Source organism: Paeniglutamicibacter cryotolerans, assembly GCF_014190875.1.
Classification (GTDB): Bacteria; Actinomycetota; Actinomycetes; order Actinomycetales; family Micrococcaceae; genus Paeniglutamicibacter; species Paeniglutamicibacter cryotolerans.
The window spans coordinates 923,312-939,834 of record NZ_JACHVS010000002.1 but is presented as its reverse complement, the minus strand read 5'-3'; the positions used below and the strand labels follow the sequence as shown (position 1 = coordinate 939,834).

Below are 16,523 nucleotides of genomic sequence, written 5' to 3'. Positions count from 1 at the left end.
CGGTGTCGTTGAGCGGTTCAAGCCGCCGGAGAACCGGCGGCCAGCCAGGTGGCGCGAGTGATGGCGTATTCCACATCCCCGAATTCATCGCCCTCGAGCCGGACCGGCCAGTCGGCAGTGAAGCGTCGCACCAGCACCATGCCCGCCTTTTCCATGACCCGGCGCGAAGCGTCGTGCACTGCCAGGGTTTGTGCCACGACGCGCGTCACCGGTACCGAAGCTACGCTGAAGGCGTGCCCGATCAGTGCCCTGGATCCCTCAGTGGCCAAGCCCCGACCCCAGAATTCCGGGCGTAGCCGGTATCCGAGTCCCGGCTCGGTGTCCGGCGTGCCGTGCTCCGCGCGCAGGTGAAACCAGCCCATGAAGGTTCCGGCGATCGGTTCCTGTGCGGCCCAGAAACCGAAATCAGGACCGGCGCGGTGGTAGGCCAGGAATGCCGGAAGCACCTCGCTGCGGATCTGCGCCAGGGGCGTTGCCGGACCTCCGGTGATGAACCGCATGACGTCCGGGTCGGCGTCCAGGTCGTAGAGGAGGCCCGCGTCCTCGGCGGTGAATTGGCGCAAGGCGATTGAGCGTGTCTGCAGCAGGATCTCCATGCCACCAGCATGCAACGCTGGGACAACGGATGACAGGGCGGGGAAACCAGTACCCCGGCGAGGAGCCAGCTGCGCTTCGGCTGCGCACGCACCCTGGCCGCAGGCAGCTGCCTGGGGCGCTGCACGAACTCCCAACCCTTGTGCTTCACTTCATTGTGGGTCAGCGTGCTGCCGCGAAGGGAATTAATCCGGGTCATCGTGTACACGCCGGCGACAGCGAAGGACATGACTTACCAGCCGCTGATGAAGCGGCCGGGCACAGGCTCGAGGTTGCCGGCGGCAACGCCCAGGGGACCACCATCCAGCAGCGCCACCGCGTTCCGCTGCCCCTTTGCATACAGCAGGTCCCGTGGAGGCTGTGGGCACCTTCGCCCCGCGCGGCGCCATCGGATGGCCCTTCCCCGATGGCGCGTCGGTACCGACAGGACTGGTAGGGCAGGAGTGCGCAGCGTGGACTGCGGCGAATCCGATGACATCGGTTTGCGGGTCGTGCCTGCTGCCGGTCGTCCTCGGCGTCCCTCCCCACGCGTCAGACGCTTGCCGTTCTCTCTGGAAACACACAGGAAACCGGCGGCTCCTTCACCGTTAACCGGGCGTAGGATTCCCCCGTTGGATGGCATGCCCCGGCCGGGGCATGCCGGCAGAGAAGCCGCCTGAGACTACGGCCGGAAGAGCCGAGGGATCATATGTCCGAGCGAACCGTCAACGAACCCCATGCCACGGGGGAGAAGGGGCTCAAATCCGGGGCGCTGGGCCTCATGTCGAGCATCGTCGTCGGGGTGGCGTCGACCGCCCCGGCCTATAGCCTCGCAGCGTCGCTGGGCTTCATCGTCGCCTCCGGCGGTGCGCTGCTCGCGGGGGTGAAGGCACCGGGCATCGTGTTGCTGGCCTTCGTCCCGATGTATCTGATCGCCGTGGCCTACCAGGAACTCAACAAGGCCGACCCCGACTGCGGCACGACGTTCTCCTGGGCGGCGCGGGCCTTTGGCCCGATCACCGGTTGGATGGGCGGGTGGGGAATCATCGTTGCCGACGTGATCGTCATGGCCAACCTCGCAGCCGTCGCCGGCGCCTATTCGTTCACCTTCATCGGCGGGCTGGGCTTCCCGGGCGTGGCGGACCTGTCCCAGAGCGTGCTCTGGTCCACCGTTGCCGGACTCATCTGGATCGCCCTGATGACGTGGATCTGTTACCGCGGGATTGAGGTCTCGGCACGGATCCAATACGTGCTGTTGAGCATCGAGGTGCTGGTGCTGGTCCTGTTCGCCGCGTTCGCCCTCTACCGGGTCTACAGCGGTACGGCAGAGTCCTATTCGATCCTCCCGCAATGGAGCTGGTTCAACCCGTTCACCCTTGACTTCGGTTCCGTCGTCGCCCCGGCCCTGCTGACGGCGATTTTCATCTACTGGGGTTGGGACACCGCTGTTTCGGTCAACGAGGAAACAGCGGATCCGTCCAAGACCCCGGGGCGTGCCGCCGTGATCAGCACGCTGCTGCTGCTGGTCACCTACGCGGTTGTCACCGTCGCCGCCGTGGCCTTTGCCGGGGTGGGGACAGCCGGCGTCGGGCTGGGAAATGCGGATAACGCCAACGACGTGTTCAGCGCCATTGGCCCGGCACTGTTCGGCAATAGCGTGATTGGGCACATCGGGCTGATGCTGCTCGCCGCAGCGATCCTCACCAGTGCCTCGGCATCCACCCAGACCACCATCCTCCCGACGGCCCGCACCTCGTTGTCCATGGCCACGCACAAGGCCATCCCCGAGCAGTTTGCACGCATCCACCCCCGCTTCCTCACCCCGACCTGGTCGACGGTGGCGATGGGAGTTGTCTCCGCAGTCTTCTACCTGATCTTTACGCTGATCAGCGAAAACCTGCTGAACGCGCTGATCGGTTCGCTGGGCCTGATGATCGCGTTCTACTACGGGCTGACCGGGTTCGCGTGCGTCTGGTTCTACCGCAAGACACTGACCCGCAACTTCCGTGACCTTCTCATGCGCGGAATCTTCCCGCTGGTCGGCGGGCTGATGCTGCTGGCCGTCTTCATCTACGGCACCATCCAGTTCGCCGCCCCCGACTGGCTGACCGATGCCGACGGGAACAACATCACCATCTTCGGCATCGGAGCCGAGGCAGTCGTCGGTATCGGAGGCCTGCTCATCGGGTTTGTGCTGATGTTCATCTGGCGGCTGCGGAGGCCGGACTACTTCAGGGGCCAGACCATCCCCAAGAGCGCCCACGGGGATCCACTTCCCGAGATTGCCGGGTAGGTCTGGCTCTGGCGCAGGGGAGTTTTCCTGTTGGTATTCATGGCGAGGCAGGCCGCTTGTTTTGGGGCCCGCCCTACACCCTGGATGTCGGTGGACAGTTCGCTGCCACCACCGTTCAAGGATCACGCGGACGTCCACTGTCGGGTTCATGCCGAAGGCCCATGCCGGCATCTGGGCACCCGGGACCGGTGGCGTCGACGTACCAGTGGTTGAGCAAGGGCAAGGCGATCGCCGGGGCCACGGCGTCCACGGACACGTTGGTGGCGACCGACCGTGGAAGGTGGGTTGCGGTCACGGGGGCCAAGGTCGGATATGCCCCCGGGGGCAAGGACGAGTGCCGCCAAGACCGTCGCCGGATAGGTGCCCCCTGTGGTGTTGAATCGGGTGGAATCCACGATCCGGGTCCTTGGCGGACTGCGGTGCAGGCCTCTCCTTCATCTTCCGGCGCCATCGGCAGGTTCGCCTTGGTGGAGGGAAGGATGGTGGGCAACGAGCGGCAGCAGAGGTCGGGCCGGGCCCGCCGACCGCCGAAACAGGCTATGGTTCGATGCAGGGGTACCTTCCCCTCAACAAGGGGCCAGCTGTTGGCCCCGGCTAGGACGGCACCACATGTCTGACAAATCACCGCGTAAGAGCGAAGCGAAGAAACCGGCTAAATCCATCAAGGAAAAGCGGGCCGAGAAGCGCTCCAAGAGCGACGGATCCGCGTCAATGGACCCGGTTCGCAAGGTCTCCAAGTAGGTCTGATTCAAGCCCCACCTTGGGGGTTTGGTGATCCGCAGAGCGATTTCATCAGCAAGGGCGGGCCCGCGGGCCCGCCCTTTTGCCATGCAAAACCCACGCTCCGACGTGATCTCCGGCACGTCCCGTCCTCCTGTCGAGTATGAGTCGATGCGCAGATAACCTGGGCGACAGGCAGGCAAAGGTGCAACGTTGTTGACGGCTTGGCCTTTGCCGCCGCAGGAAAAGCGCCCAAATCGGGTTCCATACTGTCCCGCAGCACCTTCCAGCTCGACCGCTCGGCCAGACATCATGGAAATCGGCGCCCAGGGCCTCGGAGGTGCTCCGCTCAACGCGGGCAAGGCAGGGTTGGACTACTTCGGCGTGGGGGAGCACACCCGCTTGACCATGACCGCATCCCCGCCCGGTGCCCTGATCGCCGCGTCCGCCGCAGCAACCAGCCGGATCACACTCGGCAGCGCCGCAAACATCATCAGTACCGACCGATTCGCCCCGTCACCCGAGCTGTTAGTGCAAGGCCGTTGCAGTCTCGGGACATGCCCGGGAAGAGCTCAAGGCCTGCTTCGGCGCCCTGGGCTGACAGCCCCGGTGAAGAAGGAACCACTCGAGCGTTTCTACCCGGGCTGGCACCGGATCAACATCGAAAGGGGGCCGCTGTGCGGCCGGCCTGCACCGGATCAGCACCACTTCCTGCAGCTGGATAGCAGGGGCCTGCCGCGCGAACACTTCCTGGAGGTGCTGACGCTGCTTGCCGCCGAGGTCAAGCCCCGGGTTGGGCGTCTTCCGGCAGCGAAATAACGCTGGACCGGAAGGTCCGTTTCGTTACTTTGAGCAAATCCCCAGGTAAAAAACCCTCGACGATTCGGCTGTTAAGGGGCAGAATCGAAGCAGCGGGGATTCCCGCCTTCGGCAGACGATGGGAGGACATTGGACCAGATACTCGAACTTTCTGTTGGTTCGGCGTTGGAGGAATCGTTTCCCATCCGAACCGACCACGACGCAACGGAAAACTGAACCAGGGGCCCGGGATCCACGACCGCCAGAGCGGTCCGTAGAAGCGGATTCCACCGATTGACGGCATGGCCGTAGCTGACATTCATTGCAGCTGGCGCTCCCGCTCACGGCAGACACCCCGTGGGTTCAGCAATCCAGAAGAAGGCGTATCCGGTCGACCCGAGGTCTGGGTGGCCGGATACGTTCATGTCAGGGCCTTTCGACACTGCCGCGTACCGGCCCCGGAGGCTAGCGTTTTAAGTGTCGACGGCACACGTCGTGCGGATCCGGTGATCCGCCGGTACGTCGACGGCCCGGCCCGCAGACCGGGTGTCCAAAGGACCTGCCATGTTGCAAACAATACTGTGGAGCATCGGGATCGCCATCGTCGTGATCATTCTTGCCGTACTCGCCATCCACGTGATCACGCAGTACGAAATGGGCGTCGTCTTCCGCCTGGGCAAGGTGCGTACGCCCAAGCCCCCGGGGCTGCTGCTGATCATTCCGTTCATCGACAGGCTGCAGAAGGTCTCGCTGCGGATCGTGACCATGCCGATCCAATCGCAGGGCATCATCACCCGGGACAACGTCAGCGTCGACATTTCCGCAGTTGCGTACTTCCGGATCGTTGATGCCGTGAAATCGGTGGTGGCGATCGAGAACGTCTATGCGGCCATCGACCAGATCGCCCAGACGACCCTGCGGAACCTCGTGGGGCGGCACACGCTCGATGAGATCCTTGCCGAGACTGAGGTCATCAACACCGGGATCAGGCAAATCCTGGACGTCACCACCATTGCTTGGGGTGTCGATGTCACGCAGGTGGAACTCCGGGACATCCAGCTGCCCGATTCCATGAAACGTGCCATGGCAAGGCAGGCCGAGGCTGAGCGGGAGAAGCGGGCGAAGATCATCGCCGCAGAGGGCGAATCGTTGGCTGCCGCCGCGTTGGGAGCGGCATCGGACACCATGATGGCCCACCCGTTGGCCCTGCAGCTGCGTAACCTGCAGACCCTGGTGGAACTGGGCGTGGAAAAGAACACGACATTGGTCTTCCCGGCCCCGTTCATGAGCACCATCAACGAGCTGGGCTCGTTCCTGGAACGGGAAAACGCGGCGTCCAGGGCTGCGGCGGGCCCGCAGGCCTGAATCACCGCACCGTGCTGCCCCGGCCACAGGAGCGCAGGCCCGGGCGGTACGTCGAGGTCTACCCCCACCCGCGGGCCGGACGAGGTGCGTTTCGCTCGAGTTCCCAGAAGCCTGCTCGATCCATGGATCGAGCTCCGTCTGCGAGCGCGGCGTCCCGTTGCCAGTGGTGGCCGTTCCCCTCAGCCCCCAGGTGCCCGTCCGGCCCGCAGGACCAGCCTCAGCAGCATGAATTCTGAGGTCTTCAGCGAGGCGAACCCGACGATGACGTTGGCCTCGCCACGAGTGGCATCCTCAGGCGTGGTGGTATCGGCACCGCAGCGGACGAAGTAGGCCTGGTTCGGGGTGCTTGCCTGGAACGCGCCACGGATGAAGAGGTCCTGCATGAAGGCGGTGACCTCCAGCCGCAGCAGCTTCCGCAGCGTTTCGCCAGCGGGCTCGAGGGCGGCCCATTGCCTGCCGGCGAGGATGCTTTGTTCCAGGTGCAGGGCGAGTCTGCGCAGGGGCAGGTATTTCCACTCGGGACCCGAAGTCCGCGCGTCGATGGTGGTGCGCGCGCCCCAGGCCACGGGACCGACACCGGGCAGCAGGTGCAGGGCCTTGATGCCGGCTTGGGCGAGCCGGCCGAGCGCGGCATCGGTCGGAACGTGTTCCAGTCCGGTGACACCGCTCAGCGTCGCCTGGATGCCTGCCGGTGCGCCCCATGCCCCGCGGGTGGCATCCGTGCGGGCCATGATCCCGGCCATCACGCCAGAGGGTCCGAAGGGTGCCGGCTGGTTCCCGGACAGCGGGTCGGGCATCAACACCCGCGGGAAGTAGAGCGCCGTATCCGCATCCCGCGGGATTGCCCCGGCGCCGGCCGCGGCCTGCACCTCTTCGATGCCCGTCCATGTTGCCGGCGGGTCCAGGATCAGGATGGCCCGGCGCGTCGCGCAGTAGGTGCCTGCCGCTTTGACGAGTGCGGGCCAACTGGGATCGCCAGCTGGCTCCGGTCCCGGTGGCGGGATGGCCATCAGGTTGAGGGCGTCCACGCGGTCCAGCGCGTAGATGCCCAGCAGTGCCTCCTCCATTCCCGGTTCGGTCGCCAGATCCGCCGCGGTGATCGGCTCGCCATCGCCTCCGCCGGTCAACGCGATGCAGGTGGCAGTGCCGTCCGGCCCCGTCGCTGTTGCGTTGGGCCGAACGGGGCCGGAGATGCCCGGGGGCTGGATGCGCACCAGCCGGGAGCCGCGTTCAAGTATCAGGGGTGCCTAGCGGCCCGATGCCGGGTCTGGGGAGAGGCCGGAGTGTGCCTCGGCGAGGCGGATCGCCCCGCCGGCCGGGTCCACCTCGTTGACGCACAGGCTGAAGGGCACCGTGCCCGTGGCATCGGCCGGGCCATGCACCACGGTGATCCGGAGCCCGGTGCCCCAGGCCCCGCTGCTTTCCGCCGTCACCACCCTGGTGCTCCCGCCCGCTCCGGGCAGGGTGGCGCTCGCCGTCGTGGTCTGACGGCCGACCCGTACGATGAGAGCATCGGAACCGCCATTGAGGAAGAAGGCCCGGACCGATCGGGCAGTGTGCCCCGCTCCCACAGGCCGTCGAAGGTGCGCTCGAAGTCGGCCGGACCGCGCACGGGCACCGGATGGTTCTCGGGCCCGCGCCGAGTCCGTCCGATGAATGCGGTGACGGAGGTCGGGGCGCCGGTGATCGGGCGCCGTGGCGCATCGGGGGTGGGTCCTCCGCTAGCGGGTGCCATCCGCTGCGGCCGCATGCCGTGTCCCACCTCTGGAACCTCCGTGCCGAAGGTGGAACCCGGGTCCTGCGGCCCGACCGGGAAGCCGGGCGTTCCTAGAAGATAGAGCTTGAGCCGTTACCCGGGCATGATCGAACCCGCCCGATTCGCCGATTCGCCGATTCGCCGGATTGGCGCACCGGCCTAGTCGCCGGTGCGCCGCAGCTTTGCCTCCGCGGCGGTGATGACCAGCCGCCGGTGTGGCGCGGCCACCCGCCAGCCGCCGGCCTTCGCGCACGAGCGCAGCTGGCAGTCAAGAGTAGGTGAGGCGCCGGGTAGGTGCTGTGGATTCCCGGCGGGTGCAGGATGTCCTCGCGGTGTCGGCCAACGGCCCGGGGACCACGTGCACGTCCCGGCCAAGACGCTGGCCCCCCGCCACTGAGCCGGTGCCAGCCGCTGCAAATCGACCCGTCGTGCCCATCGTTGTGCGTGGACGGGCGGCCTGTCCTTAGCGGGGGACATGGAGTCGGGTCAATGTGTCAAGCGGGTCAAGGGCCCACCGCGCCAGTGCGAACGCTGCCCACCACGGGGCCGTGGCCCGTCGGCGCTCGCCGGATAGCGGCCATGGCCACCCGTCGGTCCCCCTGTGTGGGTTCCCGGCGAATGGCCATGGCGGGTGAAGCGGGTGTGACTTAGCGAAGTCCGGCGCCGCGGTAGATGCGCACCCAGGCATCGGGTGCCACGCCGAGCGCCCGACGCTGTCCCGCGGATTCAACCGTGACCGTGATGCGATGTGCGGTCGACGGCTGGAAGGCCTTCAGCAGCGGCCCGGAAATGGTCTGGACGCCGTTGGTCACCTCGACGAAGCGGCCCAGGTGTTCCGGGCCGAGGTCCTCGGCCCGGACCAGCGTCTCGCGGCGCGGCCCGCTGTTGGTCGCTTCCGGTGCCGGAGCCAGGGACCGGACCTCGGCCATGGCGCCGATGCGACCTTTGCCACGTTCGGCGGGCTGCTCGGGAGAGCCTTCGGCCGGTTGGGCCGCACTCGAAGCGGGGCCGTTGGCCCGGACCGCCGTGATGCGTGCAGTGGCCTCAGGGTGCTTGGCCTCGAGGCGCTCCCAGACCTTGCGGGCGGCGGCTCCCTGCAGGTACACGACGCGCACCTTGGGCAGTAGGCGCAGCAACCGCTTCAGCGGGTCGATGCCGGCGATTTCATCAGCGGCGGACATGCGGCTGCCCGGCTCGGCGCGGTGCCAGGGGAAGGCGTTCCAGAGGACCGTCTCGGCCTGGTCGATGCCGGCGCCCTCGAGCAGCTTTCCCAGCATTTCAGCGGCAGGATCGTCGTTTTCGACGCTCAGCATGCCGCTTCCGGTCTCCGGCAGACTCGCCTCGCCCGGCTCCTGCATCAGGCACAGGATGGTCGCGTCGACACCTCCGAGCGACGGTGCGACATAGGGTGCCTGGCCGTTGCTGCGGGCCGGGGCCTTGGCCCGCAAATCACCGACCAGGGAGTTGATCGGGGCGATGTGCTCGTCCCACAATCCGGCCTCCTGTGAGGTGCGGTAGTGGTCCTGGGCCATCAAGCGTGTCATTGCCGTATCTTTCATGTTGAGCTGAAGTAGGACTTCAGCATGGCATGTCCGGCGTCGGCCCGTTAGCCTGCGCGCGACACTCCGGGGCCCCGGGTCGCGCTGAAGGGCTGTCATCTGGCATAATGAACGGGTACTCGACCCGCGTGGCCCCTCTCTCCGCGTGAGGTCTAGACCTTCAGAACCAGCGAGTATGGCCCGCCCCACGGGAGCAGATCCAATGGTTCGACATTGTTGAGAAACAGGAGTGACCACTAAAGTGGCCGTTAAAATTCGTCTGAAGCGCTTCGGCAAGATGCGCGCCCCGTACTACCGTATCGTCGTCATGGACTCGCGCTCCAAGCGTGATGGCCGTGCCATCGAGGAGATCGGCAAGTACCACCCGACCGAAGAGCCCTCGTTCATCGAGGTCAAGTCTGACCGCGCTCAGTACTGGCTCTCCGTCGGCGCCCAGCCGACCGAGCAGGTTGCCGCGATCTTGAAGATCACCGGTGACTGGCAGAAGTTCAAGGGCATCGAAGGCCAGGAAGGTACCTTGCGCGTCAAGGCACCGAAGGAAGCTTTCGTTGTTCCGGAGAAGGCATCGGTCATCCTGCCCGAGGCCATCACCAAGAAGGCTGAAAAGGCACCCGAGGCTGAAGCCGTCGAGGCCGAGTAACAATGCTTTCCGAAGCGCTGGAGCACTTGGTGCGCGGCATCGTCGATTCTCCGGATGACGTTGCCGTCGCAGCCAAGGGCAATCGCCGTGGCGACACCTTGGAAGTCCGGGTTCACCCGGATGACCTGGGTCGGGTCATCGGCCGTCAGGGACGCACCGCCAAGGCGTTGCGTACCGTCGTCGCCGCATTGGCCGACGAATCGGTCCGGGTCGACGTTGTCGACACCGACCGTCGTCGCTAGGCCTGTTCGGCTTACAGCACGCTTCTAGCCACGTTGGCCCCGCACGCAGCTTGTGCGGGGCCAACGTTGTTTAACCGCAGAACACCATAGGATTACCGGGACATCGATTCCCACGAAGGAGAAACAGCATGCGCGTTCAGGTTGCACGCATTGGCAAGCCGCACGGAATCCGCGGAGAGGTGACCGTCCAGGTCCTCACCGATGCGCCCCAGGACCGCTTTGTTCCCGGTGCGGAAATCGAGATCGAGCACGCGACACTCAAGACGGTCACCGTCGAAAGCGCGCGCTGGAACAAGGACATCCTGCTGTTGGCCTTTGCCGAGATCCTGGACCGCAACCAGGCCGAAACCATCCGTGGTTCCAAGCTCTTCATCGACTCGGATACTACCGAGGACGAGGATGAAAATGCCTGGTACGAGCACGAGCTCGAGGGCTTGTCCGTCCGTGTCGACGGGGTCGAGATCGGCAGGATCACCGCTCTGCGCACCGGCAACGCCCAGGACCTGCTGGTCATCGAGACCGTGGCGGGCGACGAGGTCTACCTTCCGTTCGTCCACGGCATGGTCCCCGAGGTTGACGTCAAGGGCGGCTTTATCGTGGCCACCCCGCCGGCTGGCCTGTTCGACGTGAACAAGTCGGAAGCCCAGGACGGTAAGTAAGGGTGCGCATCGATGTCGTCAGCATCTTCCCGGAGTATCTGGCAGCGCTTGACCTCTCGCTGATCGGAAAGGCCCGTCGCGAGGGGCTGCTCGAGTTGAACGTGCACGATCTGCGCGACTACACCTTCGACAAGCACCGCACCGTCGACGACACCCCCTATGGCGGTGGAGCAGGCATGGTGATGAAGCCCGAGCCGTGGGCGGCCGCACTGCGCCGCATTGCCACCGAGTCTCCCCTCGACGCCGCGGGCCCGGTGAAGCCGACACTGATCGTCCCGTCCCCGGCCGGCGCCGTCTTCGACCAAGCCATGGCCTACGAGCTGGCTGAACACGAACACATTTCCTTTGCCTGCGGCCGGTACGAGGGGATCGACGAGCGGGTGCTGGAATTCGCACAAGAGCACTTCGATGTCCGTCCGGTCTCCATCGGCGACTATGTGCTCAATGGGGGAGAAGTCGCCGTCCTGGCGATGGTCGAGGCCATTGGCAGGCTCATTCCCGGCGTCGTGGGCAACCCCGAATCGCTGGTCGAGGAATCGCATTCCGACGGACTGCTTGAGTACCCGGTCTACACCAAGCCCGCCGAATGGGAAGGGCACGAGGTTCCCGAGGTCCTGCTCTCGGGCAACCACGGAAAGATCACCCGCTTCCGCCGCAACGAGCAGCTCAAGCGCACCGCCGAGCGCCGCCCGGACCTGATCGTGAAGCTGGACCCGGCAACGTTCAACAGGCATGACCGCGACACGCTGTGGCATGCCGGCTTCGCCATCCACGAGGGCAAGGTCATCGACAAGGGCGAGCACCCGGGTCTTTAGGGCCCCTACCAGTGCGTTAGTATCCCTCAGGCCGCACTTATTTGACATCTGGCTGGTGAGAATAATGTTGTGAGGACATTGGCCACCAGTGCTGCCATGGCACTGGTGGCTTCGTCGGTGGTGAGAGTGTCGACCTGGGCCCATGCGGCTTCGGTGGCGAGGCCGGCAACCGAGGTCACCATGTCCATCGGAATCGGCTTGATGCGAGCAACAAGCCGGTTCCCGATGCCATCTGCTGCTAGGCGGAGCATGAGCAACCCGGCGAAATCCATTGCGCCCCCAGAGCTGGTGTGCAAGGACAGGGAGAGCGCCTGTCCGGATACCAGGGTGGACACCAACAAGGAATATGCCGGCCAGCAGGCTTCGGAGGATGGCGCCGGAATGCACCTGTGTACTTGGTTCTTACTTCGATGCCCCGACTGGTACCACCGGACTAGGATGCTTGAGAACTGCGACATGGTTGGCTTCACAGCTGATGCCGACCGACGCCGAGGGGCCGGAACAGCGGCTCTCGTGGCCAGTATCCCGTCCGTTTGGAATGCGTGTGGCATAATTAAGGACTGTGCCTACTGGGCTTCCCTCCTGCCGCAGGGGGAGATGGTCAACAGTCAGGTCGATCGGTGTCCCGAATCCGGGGCTCGATGCTAAGCTTCGGCGCAAAGAAACCGGACCCCTGGTCCCTGCTCTTGCGCCGTGTCTAAGGTGGTTGACCTGCGGCGTCCATCTAGGAGATGCATTCATGCACATTCTCGACTCTGTCGATGCAGCCAGCCTGCGCAACGATATCCCGACCTTCCGCGCCGGCGATGCCGTCAAGGTCCACGTCAACATCATCGAAGGCAAGAACACCCGTGTTCAGGTCTTCCAGGGCTTCGTGCTCGGCCGTCAGGGCGATGGCGTTCGCGAGACCTTCACCGTGCGTAAGGTTTCCTTCGGCGTCGGCGTGGAGCGTACCTTCCCGGTTCACTCCCCGATCATCGAGCGCATCGAAGTTCTTTCCAAGGGCGATGTCCGTCGTGCAAAGCTTTACTACATGCGCGATCGCCACGGCAAGGCTGCGAAGATCAGGGAAAAGCGCGACTTCAACACCGGCAAGTAGCCAGATCCTTCGATTCGGGTGCCCCTGCGGTTCCCATCGTTATCTTGCAAAAGCACAGTGTTCCGGACGATGAGTCCGGTCGCGTGAAGCGCCAGCACCGTCACCGGGGCTGGCGCTTCGTCGTTGGCGCCTTGGTCACCGCCGCGCTCCTCACAGTGGTCCTGAGGGCCACGGTCATTGACTTCCACTACATCGGCTCCGGCTCGATGGAAAACACGCTGCTGCCCGGCGACGGGATAGCGGTGAACCGGTTGGCCTACGCCAATTCCGGGATCCAACGCGGCGACGTCGTCATCTTCGACGGACGCGGCTCCTTCCTGCCCTACGAGCGCTCCGACGCCCTGGACGGGCTGCTGTGGGCTTTGCGGCTGCGCGGGAACGATTCGGTCTACGTCAAACGGGTCATCGCCGTGGGCGGGGATACGGTCGATTGCTGTTCCGCCGACGGAAAGGTCCGGGTGAACGGGAAGCCGATCGACGAACCGTACCTCTATCCGGGCAACGCGCCCAGCGAGACGCCCTTCGCCGCAGTCGTCCCGCAGGGTCGAATCTGGGTCATGGGCGACCACCGGGCCGAATCCGCGGACTCGCGTTCCCTGCTCGGGGCCCCGGGTGGCGGCATGATCAACACCGAGCGCGTGATCGGCAAGGTCGAACGAATCATCTGGCCGCTGGACCGGGCAGCATCCCTCGAACCGGGAGTGCGCTGATCCGCAGCACCCGGGAGTCTCCCCATTCGTTCGGAAAGTGTGGAAGCCAGATCCGTCCGTGCCGGTTCGCGGTGTGGGCCCGAGGGCAAAGTAGGCTTATCGTGGTGGTCAGTACGCTGGCTGCAACGCCGCACCGCGCCGGGCGCCATGCTCCATACAACTGAGAAAGAGGTCATGCGTGTCCCACGCGCAGGAACAACCCGCAACGGATCCGCAGGGATCAGGCAAACACCGCAACAAGGTCTGGGCCGCGGTCCGAGAGATCCTCATCGTGGTGGTCGCCGCGCTGCTGATCTCGCTGCTGGTGAAGACCTTCTTCTTCCGCGCCTTCTACATCCCCTCGGGATCGATGGAGCTGACGCTGCAGAAGAACGACAGGATCTTCGCCAACCTCCTGGTGCCCGGCCCCTTCGACGTGCAGCATGGGGACGTGGTGGTGTTCCGGGACGACCTGGGCTGGTTGCCGCCGATTGAACCGGCACCCACGAACCCGGTCGGCGACTTCCTGATCTTCGTCGGCCTGTTACCCGATCCGTCCAGCCAGCATCTGGTCAAGCGCATCATTGGCATGCCGGGGGACACCGTGGTCTGCTGCACCGCCGACGGGAAGTTGAGCATCAACGGCACCGAAATCACCGAACCCTACATCTACCCGGGCAACGCGCCATCCATCGAGGAATTCAAGGTGACGGTGCCCGAGGGCAAGGTCTGGGTCATGGGCGATCACCGGGCCGCCTCGGCCGATTCTCGATTCCACATGGAAGACCATGGTGGCTTCGTATCAATCTCATCGATTGAGGGCAAGGTGGGGGTCATCTCCTGGCCGCTGGACCGGATCGGCTTCGTCTCCAACTACTCCGAGGTCTTCGCCCAGGTCCCCGCCGCATCGGCTGTGTCCAAGTAGATGGCGGGAGTCGACCCCACGCTGGAGCTGGAACTCGAGCTGGCGGCAGCCGGATACCGCCTGGTGGGAGGATGTGACGAGGTGGGTCGCGGATCGCTGGCCGGTCCGGTCAGTGTCGGTTTCGTGGTCATCGACCCGGTCAAGGCCGCGGCACTGCCCGGAGTACGTGATTCCAAGCTGGTTTCTGCCCCCAAGCGCCTGGCCCTGGTTCCTCAGATCAAGTCCTGGGCCCTGGCCTGGGGGGTGGGTCATTCAAGCGCCGCCGAGATCGATGCCATTGGGCTGGTCCCGGCCTTGCGCCTGGCCGGGCGCCGGGCGTGGATGGCTGCGCTGCCTGCGGCGCGGGCCGACACCGTGCTCCTGGATGGAAACCTGAACTGGTTTGGTTCCCCCAGGCAGCCCTCGCTGATGGATGCGCTCCTGGATGCCGGGCCCGAAGACCCGGCGGAGGATGACGGCGTCGACGTCCCGGTCCGGCTGGCGATCAAGGGCGACCTGCGCTGCCTGTCGGTCGCGGCGGCAAGCATCCTGGCCAAGGTCGAGCGCGATGCGCTGATGGATGTCTATGACGGTGAACTTCCGGCGTACGGTTGGAGCGGTAACAAGGGCTACGGCACCGCGGCACACCGCGAAGCCATCGAAAAGCACGGTGCCACCGGCTATCACCGCAAGTCGTGGCGACTGACGGCCTCCCAGCAGGGATAATAGGATTTCAGACCAGGAGGATAGATGAGCGCCGAAGACCTCGAGAATTACGAGACAGACATGGAGCTGCAGCTCTACCGCGAGTACAAGGACGTCGCGAACCTCTTCAACTACGTGGTGGAAACCGAACGCCGTTTCTACCTGGCCAATGCCGTGGACATGAAGGCCCGCTCCGCCGATGGGGAGGTGTACTTCGACGTCACGCTGACCGATGCGTGGGTCTGGGACGTCTACCGCACCGCGCGGTTCGTGAAGACGGTGCGGATCGTCACGTTCAAGGACGTGAACATCGAGGAGTTGAGTCGGATCGAGGATCTGACGATCCCGAAGGACGCCGGCATGGGACTGGGCTAAGCACCCTTCCCGCAGCAGCACGCCGAAAGCCCCGGACCGCTCGGTCCGGGGCTTTCGGCGTGCTGCGGTGCCCGCCTCCCGCAATAGTGGCGATCGGCTGCTGATTCCCCCCGGTCTCGCCCGCTGCTCCCTTTGGTGCCGCGTGTTAGCATCGCCAGTAACCTGAATGGTGCGTCACAAGCCGTTCCGAGCACCAGAAAGGCAATGCGGCATGAGCGATGGAACCAGCGCCCCGGAGGGCTCAGCCTCGGGCGGGCACGAGGAATTCACCGTGCTGGCCGCCGGATACGGCAGGCTGCCCGGGCATCTGCCGCAGCTGGACGGACTGCTCCTTTCCTTCCCCGAACCGGTCACCGACAAGCCGGCCGCATTCCTCTGGTTCCAGGAAGCGGCGCAGCGGCACAAGGAGAAGCTCGACGCGTACCTGGAACTGCTGCATTCCCGGGACGGGGACACCGCCGATCAGCGCGTCATCGACGCGGCAGATCAGCTGCACCATTCCATCACCGAGCTGATGATCGGCCATGGAAGGTACGCGGGAACCGGATTCCCCTCCTCGGATGACAACGAGCCGGACGACGAAGACCCGGGTGCCGGGTACCGGGGCGAGGATGAGGAATGGGACCCGAACGCCGTGGAGAACGGGTACGGCCAGGAGGTCTTCGATGTGTCCCGGAGCGGGGCCACCGAACTGCCGGTCGGTATCGCACTGAACCTCACTGTCCTGGAAACCGAAGCCCACCTGCTGCGCCTGCGTGCCGTCACGGTCCACTCGGACGGGCTAATGGTGCACCTGGACGAGGCGCTGCGTCGGGACGGGAACCAAGCACAGGGAACATGGGAAGCCCGTCGCATGGCCTACTACGTGGCCGGACCGGGTGAGTTCACCGCGACCCGCGCTGATGGAACGGCACTGGTCGTCGCCCCTGGGGGCGGGGAGAGCAGCGAGAACGACGCGGCAGCCGTCGCCGAATCCCGGTACTGGATCAGCGGGGACCTGGACGGGGCGCCGATCACGTTCCGCCTGATGCGCGAGGACCTGGGGCCCGACGGTGCCGGCTTCACGCTGGAGGGCGCTTCCGTGCTTCGGGCCAGAGCCGGTGTGCTGACCTTTTGATTCGCCGGCGAAGTGGCGCGCCCGGGACAATCTGAACTGCCCCGGCACGGTCCGGTCCGACGGCTTTCCGGGCAGTTACAGCACCAGGCCCGCGGGATCCGCATGCCCGGCTACCCGGTGATGTCCGCCGGATCGTCCATGGCCGTCGCCTGGCTCGAGCGTGACCGCGATCGGTGATGGCGGCGTGGGAACCCCCGTGCCCCGGGCTTCGGGG

The 16,523-nt window shown here is 65.4% G+C and carries 19 protein-coding genes; 14 read left to right on the top strand and 5 right to left on the bottom strand.

Annotated elements, in window-relative coordinates; translation table 11 throughout:
* Positions 1–17 precede the first annotated feature (17 nt).
* The gene (locus E9229_RS17510; protein WP_183512938.1) at positions 18–596 is read right to left on the bottom strand and encodes a GNAT family N-acetyltransferase; all 579 of its coding nucleotides are present in this window, start codon (positions 594–596) and stop codon (positions 18–20) included.
* Between the two features lie 686 nt (positions 597–1,282).
* Here E9229_RS17510 and E9229_RS17505 point away from each other — a divergent pair.
* From E9229_RS17505 to E9229_RS17495, 4 genes are all read left to right on the top strand, one after another.
* Positions 1,283–2,866 (top strand): APC family permease, encoded by a 1,584-nt coding sequence (locus E9229_RS17505; RefSeq protein ID WP_183512937.1) that lies wholly within the window; start codon positions 1,283–1,285, stop codon positions 2,864–2,866.
* Positions 2,867–3,475: 609 nt separating this feature from the next.
* The gene (locus E9229_RS19745; RefSeq protein WP_281369620.1) at positions 3,476–3,607 is read left to right on the top strand and encodes a hypothetical protein; all 132 of its coding nucleotides are present in this window, start codon (positions 3,476–3,478) and stop codon (positions 3,605–3,607) included.
* A 291-nt stretch (positions 3,608–3,898) separates the two neighbouring features.
* Complete coding sequence (locus E9229_RS17500; protein ID WP_183512936.1) at positions 3,899–4,405, top strand: hypothetical protein; 507 nt, start codon at positions 3,899–3,901, stop codon at positions 4,403–4,405.
* A 543-nt stretch (positions 4,406–4,948) separates the two neighbouring features.
* Complete coding sequence (locus tag E9229_RS17495; RefSeq protein WP_183512935.1) at positions 4,949–5,749, top strand: slipin family protein; 801 nt, start codon at positions 4,949–4,951, stop codon at positions 5,747–5,749.
* Between the two features lie 179 nt (positions 5,750–5,928).
* Here the strand turns inward: E9229_RS17495 and E9229_RS17490 are convergent, their stop codons facing one another.
* The 3 genes from E9229_RS17490 to E9229_RS17480 all read right to left on the bottom strand — a co-directional run bounded on the left by E9229_RS17490 (position 5,929) and on the right by E9229_RS17480 (position 9,049).
* Positions 5,929–6,963, bottom strand: coding sequence for a phage tail sheath family protein (locus tag E9229_RS17490; RefSeq protein ID WP_183512934.1), 1,035 nt, complete (start codon positions 6,961–6,963; stop codon positions 5,929–5,931).
* A 33-nt stretch (positions 6,964–6,996) separates the two neighbouring features.
* Positions 6,997–7,320 (bottom strand): hypothetical protein, encoded by a 324-nt coding sequence (locus E9229_RS17485; protein WP_183512933.1) that lies wholly within the window; start codon positions 7,318–7,320, stop codon positions 6,997–6,999.
* An 832-nt stretch (positions 7,321–8,152) separates the two neighbouring features.
* On the bottom strand, positions 8,153–9,049 hold the full coding sequence (locus E9229_RS17480; RefSeq protein WP_183512932.1) for a uracil-DNA glycosylase family protein: 897 nt from the start codon (positions 9,047–9,049) through the stop codon (positions 8,153–8,155).
* A gap of 256 nt (positions 9,050–9,305) precedes the next feature.
* On the opposite strand from E9229_RS17480, the gene rpsP reads away from it, so the two are divergent.
* From rpsP to trmD, 4 genes are all read left to right on the top strand, one after another.
* The gene (gene rpsP, locus E9229_RS17475; RefSeq protein WP_183512931.1) at positions 9,306–9,704 is read left to right on the top strand and encodes a 30S ribosomal protein S16; all 399 of its coding nucleotides are present in this window, start codon (positions 9,306–9,308) and stop codon (positions 9,702–9,704) included.
* Positions 9,705–9,706: 2 nt separating this feature from the next.
* Complete coding sequence (locus E9229_RS17470; RefSeq protein WP_183512930.1) at positions 9,707–9,946, top strand: RNA-binding protein; 240 nt, start codon at positions 9,707–9,709, stop codon at positions 9,944–9,946.
* A gap of 128 nt (positions 9,947–10,074) precedes the next feature.
* The gene (gene rimM, locus E9229_RS17465; RefSeq protein WP_183512929.1) at positions 10,075–10,605 is read left to right on the top strand and encodes a ribosome maturation factor RimM; all 531 of its coding nucleotides are present in this window, start codon (positions 10,075–10,077) and stop codon (positions 10,603–10,605) included.
* 2 nt (positions 10,606–10,607) lie between these two features.
* Positions 10,608–11,420 (top strand): tRNA (guanosine(37)-N1)-methyltransferase TrmD, encoded by an 813-nt coding sequence (gene trmD / locus E9229_RS17460; protein ID WP_183512928.1) that lies wholly within the window; start codon positions 10,608–10,610, stop codon positions 11,418–11,420.
* A gap of 26 nt (positions 11,421–11,446) precedes the next feature.
* Here trmD and E9229_RS17455 read toward each other — a convergent pair whose 3' ends face one another.
* Positions 11,447–11,755: a hypothetical protein gene (locus tag E9229_RS17455; RefSeq protein ID WP_183512927.1), complete on the bottom strand. Its 309-nt coding sequence runs from the start codon at positions 11,753–11,755 to the stop codon at positions 11,447–11,449.
* Between the two features lie 404 nt (positions 11,756–12,159).
* Between E9229_RS17455 and rplS the strand changes: the two genes are divergently transcribed.
* The 6 genes from rplS to E9229_RS17425 all read left to right on the top strand — a co-directional run bounded on the left by rplS (position 12,160) and on the right by E9229_RS17425 (position 16,309).
* The gene (gene rplS, locus E9229_RS17450; RefSeq protein WP_183512926.1) at positions 12,160–12,519 is read left to right on the top strand and encodes a 50S ribosomal protein L19; all 360 of its coding nucleotides are present in this window, start codon (positions 12,160–12,162) and stop codon (positions 12,517–12,519) included.
* 83 nt (positions 12,520–12,602) lie between these two features.
* Positions 12,603–13,229 (top strand): signal peptidase I, encoded by a 627-nt coding sequence (lepB, locus tag E9229_RS17445; RefSeq protein ID WP_312855749.1) that lies wholly within the window; start codon positions 12,603–12,605, stop codon positions 13,227–13,229.
* Between the two features lie 178 nt (positions 13,230–13,407).
* On the top strand, positions 13,408–14,133 hold the full coding sequence (gene lepB, locus E9229_RS17440) for a signal peptidase I (protein ID WP_183512924.1): 726 nt from the start codon (positions 13,408–13,410) through the stop codon (positions 14,131–14,133).
* On the top strand, positions 14,134–14,838 hold the full coding sequence (locus E9229_RS17435) for a ribonuclease HII (protein WP_183512923.1): 705 nt from the start codon (positions 14,134–14,136) through the stop codon (positions 14,836–14,838).
* Between the two features lie 24 nt (positions 14,839–14,862).
* Positions 14,863–15,192 (top strand): DUF2469 domain-containing protein, encoded by a 330-nt coding sequence (locus tag E9229_RS17430; RefSeq protein ID WP_183512922.1) that lies wholly within the window; start codon positions 14,863–14,865, stop codon positions 15,190–15,192.
* Between the two features lie 211 nt (positions 15,193–15,403).
* Complete coding sequence (locus tag E9229_RS17425) at positions 15,404–16,309, top strand: hypothetical protein (protein ID WP_183512921.1); 906 nt, start codon at positions 15,404–15,406, stop codon at positions 16,307–16,309.
* The last annotated feature ends 214 nt before the right edge of the window (positions 16,310–16,523 follow it).